The 4911-nt window shown below is 69.5% G+C and carries 1 protein-coding gene; it reads left to right on the forward strand.

Annotated elements, in window-relative coordinates; all coding sequences use genetic code 11:
• Positions 1-4911 (forward strand): non-ribosomal peptide synthetase (locus tag U9983_RS23190; RefSeq protein ID WP_322756044.1); only part of this gene is annotated, 4911 nt, incomplete at both ends.

The raw sequence follows: 4911 nt of genomic DNA on the forward strand, positions 1-4911 counted from the left end.
CGGTTGTGGTTCCTCGGACAGTTGGACGGGCCGAGCGCGACCTACAACATCCCCGTCGTCCTGCGGCTTTCCGGTGCGGTGGACCGCGAGGCGTTGGGGTTGGCGCTGCGGGACGTGATCGGCCGGCACGAGGTGCTGCGGACGGTGTTCGCGGTGGCGGACGGCGAGCCGTTCCAGAAGATACTTCCGGTCGAGGAGGCAGGGTTCGAGTTCGATGTCGTCGATGTCGTCGAGGCTGATCTGCCGCGCGTCGTCGGCGAAGCCGCTCGGCACGCCTTCGATCTGGCGGCCGAGATACCGATCCGGGCCTGGCTGTTCGTGACCGCTCCGGACGATCAGGTGCTGGTTGTGGTGGTGCATCACATCGCCGGTGACGGGTGGTCGATCGGTCCGTTGGGTCGGGATCTGTCGGCGGCGTACACGGCGCGGTGTGCGGGGCGGGAGCCGCGGTGGGCGCCGTTGCCGGTGCAGTACGCGGATTACGCGCTGTGGCAGCGGGAGCTGCTCGGTGATGAGCGGGATCCGGAGAGCCTGCTGTCCCGGCAGGTGGCGTACTGGCGCCATGCGCTGGCCGGCGCGCCGCAGGAACTGCCGCTGCCCGTCGACCGGGCCCGCTCGGCGGTGGCGAGTTACCGGGGGCACTCGGTGCCGCTGGAGGTTCCCGCCGACCTGCACCGGACGTTGCTGACGATGGCGCGGGAACAGGGCGTGACGCTGTTCATGGCGCTGCAGGCGGTGCTTGCGGTCCTGTTGTCCAAGCTGGGTGCGGGTACGGACATCCCTGTCGGCGTGGGCATCGCCGGGCGTACCGACGAGGCGTTGGATGATCTGATCGGGTTCTTCGTCAACACGTTGGTGCTGCGGACCGACCTGTCCGGTGACCCGACGTTCGCCGAGGTGTTGTCCCGGGTCCGGGAGGTGAGCCTGGCCGGACTTGACCATCAGGACGTGCCGTTCGAGCGGCTGGTGGAGGAGTTGGCGCCGGAGCGCTCCCTGTCGCGTAATCCGCTGTTCCAGGTGATGCTCACGGTGGACAACACCTCCCGGGCCGGGCTTGAGCTGCCTGGAACACGGGTCGCGAGGGCGACGGCCGGCGCCTCCACGGCGATCGCCGACCTGATGCTGCACATCGGCGAGGTGGTCGAGCCCGACGGGACTCCGGCCGGCCTGCGGGGGGTGCTGACCGGGGCGGCGGACCTGTTCGATGCTGAAACGGTCGAGCGGATCGCGGCGTGCTGGACACGAGTGCTCGCGGAGCTGGTCGCTGATCCTTCGACCAGGCTCAGCGGCGTGGACCCGCTCGGTGCCGAAGACCGGCATCGGATCCTCGTGGAGTGGAACGACACCGCGGCCGATATTGCGGCGGAGCTGATTCCCGAGCGGTTCGCGGCGCAGGCCGCCCGTATTCCTGACGCGGTTGCCGTCGCCTTCGAGGGACTCGAACTGTCGTATGCCGAGTTGGATGCGCGGTCCAACCGGTTGGCCCGGTATCTGATCGCTCGGGGTGTCGGACCGGAGAGCGTGGTCGGTCTGTGTCTGGCGCGCGGGATCGAGATGGTCGCGTCGGTTCTCGCGGTCTGGAAGACCGGGGCCGCCTACGTGCCGATCGACCCGGCGTACCCGCGGGAGCGTATCGACGTCCTCCTCGCCGATGCCCGGCCTTCGGTGCTGCTGGACGATCCGGGCCTGGGCGCGTCGCTCGTCGACCTTGTCGACGGTGGGCCGACGACGGCGGAGCGCGTCAGTCCCCTGCTTCCAGATCATCCCGCATATCTGATCTACACCTCGGGGTCCACCGGACGTCCGAAAGGCGTTGTGGTCTCCCACGGTGCCCTGGCGAACGCCGTGTCGGCGTTCGCGCCCGTCTTCGGGGCGGCGCCAGGCGTCGGCGTGCTGCAGTTCGCGTCGTTCGCTTTCGACGCGTCGGTGCTGGACGTCGCGGTGGCGCTGTCGTCGGGGGGCCGCATCGTGGTGGCTTCGCCGACACAACGCGAGGAATCGGCGCAGCTTCGGGAACTAGTCGCGCTGCGGTGTGTCGACGTCGCCAGCGTGGTGCCGTCCTTGTTGGGGGTGCTGGAACCGCCCGACCTGGCCCCGGTCTCGACGCTGGTGGTCGGCGCGGAGGCGATCTCCTCGGCGGCGGCCGGGGTCTGGTCCGCTGGTCGGGCGCTGGTGAACACCTACGGTCCGACCGAGGCGACGGTGATGGTCGCTGCCGGACGCGTCGACCCGGCGCGGCCGGGTCGGGTGCCGTTCGGGCGGCCGACCGCGAACACCCGCCTGTTCGTCCTTGATGATGTTCTCTCCCCGGTGCCGGTAGGCGTGGTCGGGGAGCTCTACGTCGCGGGTGCGCAGCTTGCCCGTGGCTACGCGGGTCGGCCGGGCCTGACCTCGCAACGGTTTGTCGCCTGTCCGTTCGGTCCGCCGGGCACGCGCATGTACCGGACCGGGGACCGGGCCCGGTGGCTACCCGACGGGCAGGTGGCGTTCGCGGGGCGCGCCGACGACCAGGTGAAGATCCGGGGGTTCCGGATCGAGCCGGGCGAGGTCCAGGCGGTGGTGGCCGCGCATCCGGCGGTACGCCAGGCCGCGGTGGTCGCCCGCGACGACGTGCATACGGGGAAGCGCCTGGTGGCGTATGTCGTGCCGGCTGCCCGGGATTCTGCCGTCGACGGACTACCAGCCGCCGTACGGGAGTTCACCGGGCAACACCTGCCGGAGTACATGGTGCCGTCGGCGGTCGTGGTGCTGGACGAGCTGCCGCGCAATGCCAACGGGAAGCTTGATCGTAAGGCCCTCCCCGCGCCGGACTACGCGCCGGGCGGTCGCAGCCCTTCCTCGGCGCGCGAAATGCAGGTGTGCGCGGTGTTCGCCGACGTTCTCGGCCTGGACGCCGTCGGAGTGGACGACGACTTCTTCAGTCTCGGCGGGCATTCGCTGTTGGCGGTGCGTCTGGCGAGCCGGGTCCGAACGGTTCTCGGGGTCGAGATGGCGGTGCGTACGCTGTTCCAGTCGCCGACACCCGCGGGTCTGGCCGCGGCATTGACCGACTCCGTTTCGGGCCGCGTCCCGTTAACGGCTCGGCAGCGCCCGGAGCTGGTGCCGTTGTCGTTCGCGCAGCGCCGGTTGTGGTTCCTGGACCAGCTTGACGGGCCGAGCACGACTTACAACATTCCCACGGTGCTGCGCCTGTCAGGTGTGATTGATCACAAGGCGTTCGGTCGTGCGCTGCGGGATGTGATCGGCCGGCACGAGGTGCTGCGGACGGTGTTCGGCGTGGCCGACGGCGAGTCCTTCCAGAAGGTGCTGCGGGTCGAGGAGACCGGGTTCGACCTTCAGGTTGCCGAGATCATCGAAGGGGAGCCGGACTGCGCCGTCGCCGAGGCAGTCCGGTACACCTTCGATCTGGCGGCCGAGATACCGATCCGGGCCTGGCTGTTCGTGACCGCTCCGGACGATCAGGTGCTGGTTGTGGTGGTGCATCACATCGCCGGTGACGGGTGGTCGACCGGTCCGTTGGGTCGGGATCTGTCGGCGGCGTACACGGCGCGGTGTGCGGGGCGCGAACCGGAGTGGGCGCCGTTGCCGGTGCAGTACGCGGATTACGCGCTGTGGCAGCGGGAGTTGCTGGGCTCTGACGACGACGCGGACAGCCTGATGAACCGCCATGTGGCGTATTGGCGCCACGCGCTTGCCGGCGCACCGCAGGAGTTGGAGTTGCCGACGGATCGACCGCGACCGGCGGTGCCGAGTTACCGCGGGCATTCTGTGCCCTTGGACGTTCCGGCGGACCGGCACCGCGCGCTGTCGGAGCTGGCACATGAGCACGGCCTGACGCTGTTCATGGCCTTGCAGGCCGTGTCGGCGGTCGCGGTGTCCATGTTGGGTGCGGGCACTGACATCCCGATCGGGGCGGCGGTGGCCGGTCGTACCGACGAGGCGTTGGACGATCTGGTCGGCTTCTTTGTCAACACTCTTGTGCTGCGGACCGACCTGTCCGGTGACCCGACGTTCGCCGAGGTGCTGGGTCGGGTCCGGGAGGTGAGCCTGGCCGGGTTGGAGCACCAGGACGTGCCGTTCGAGCGGCTGGTGGAGGAGCTGGCCCCGGAGCGGTCCCTGTCCCGCAATCCGTTGTTCCAGGTGCAGCTCACAGTGCAGAACAACGCCCGGGGCGCCGGGTTGGAGCTGCCCGGTGTACGGGTCGGGAGGCTGTCGTCGGGGTCTTCCGTGGCCAAGTTCGACCTGGACTTCGGTGTCGTGGAGCTGTTCGACGAACGGGATGCGCCGGCCGGGATCCGGGGCGCCCTCGTCGGCTCCGCCGACCTGTTCGACCAGGAGTCGGTGAACAGGATCGCGGAATGCTGGACGAGAATAGTCGAGATCATGGTCGCGGATCCGTCGATCCGGCTCAGCGCGGTGGACGCACTCGGGGCGGACGAGCGGCACAGAGTTCTGACGGAGTGGAACGACACCGCGGCCGACGTCCCGTCCACGACGGTACCGGAGCTGTTCTCGGCACAGGTCGCTCGGACTCCGGACGCAGTCGCGGTGGTCTGCGAGGACATCGAGCTCTCGTACGCCGAGGTGAACGCGCGCTCCGACCGGCTGGCGCGGTACCTGACCGCTCGGGGTGTCGGACCGGAGAGCGTGGTCGGTCTGCGCCTGCCGCGCGGGGTGGACGTCGTCGCGTCGGTCCTGGCGGTTTGGAAGACCGGGGCCGCCTACGTGCCGATCGATCCGGAGTACCCGCAGGAGCGCATCGACGTCATCCTCGCCGATGTCCGGCCTTCGCTGGTGCTCGACGAACAGGCACTGGGCGCCGTACTGGCCGACCTGGACTACGCCAAGCCGGCCCCGGCTGAACGCGTGTGCCCCGTGCTCCCCGACCACCCGGCATACGTGATCTACACC

Source organism: Protofrankia sp. Cas3 (assembly GCF_963555955.1).
In the GTDB taxonomy this organism is placed as follows: domain Bacteria; phylum Actinomycetota; class Actinomycetes; order Frankiales; family Frankiaceae; genus Protofrankia.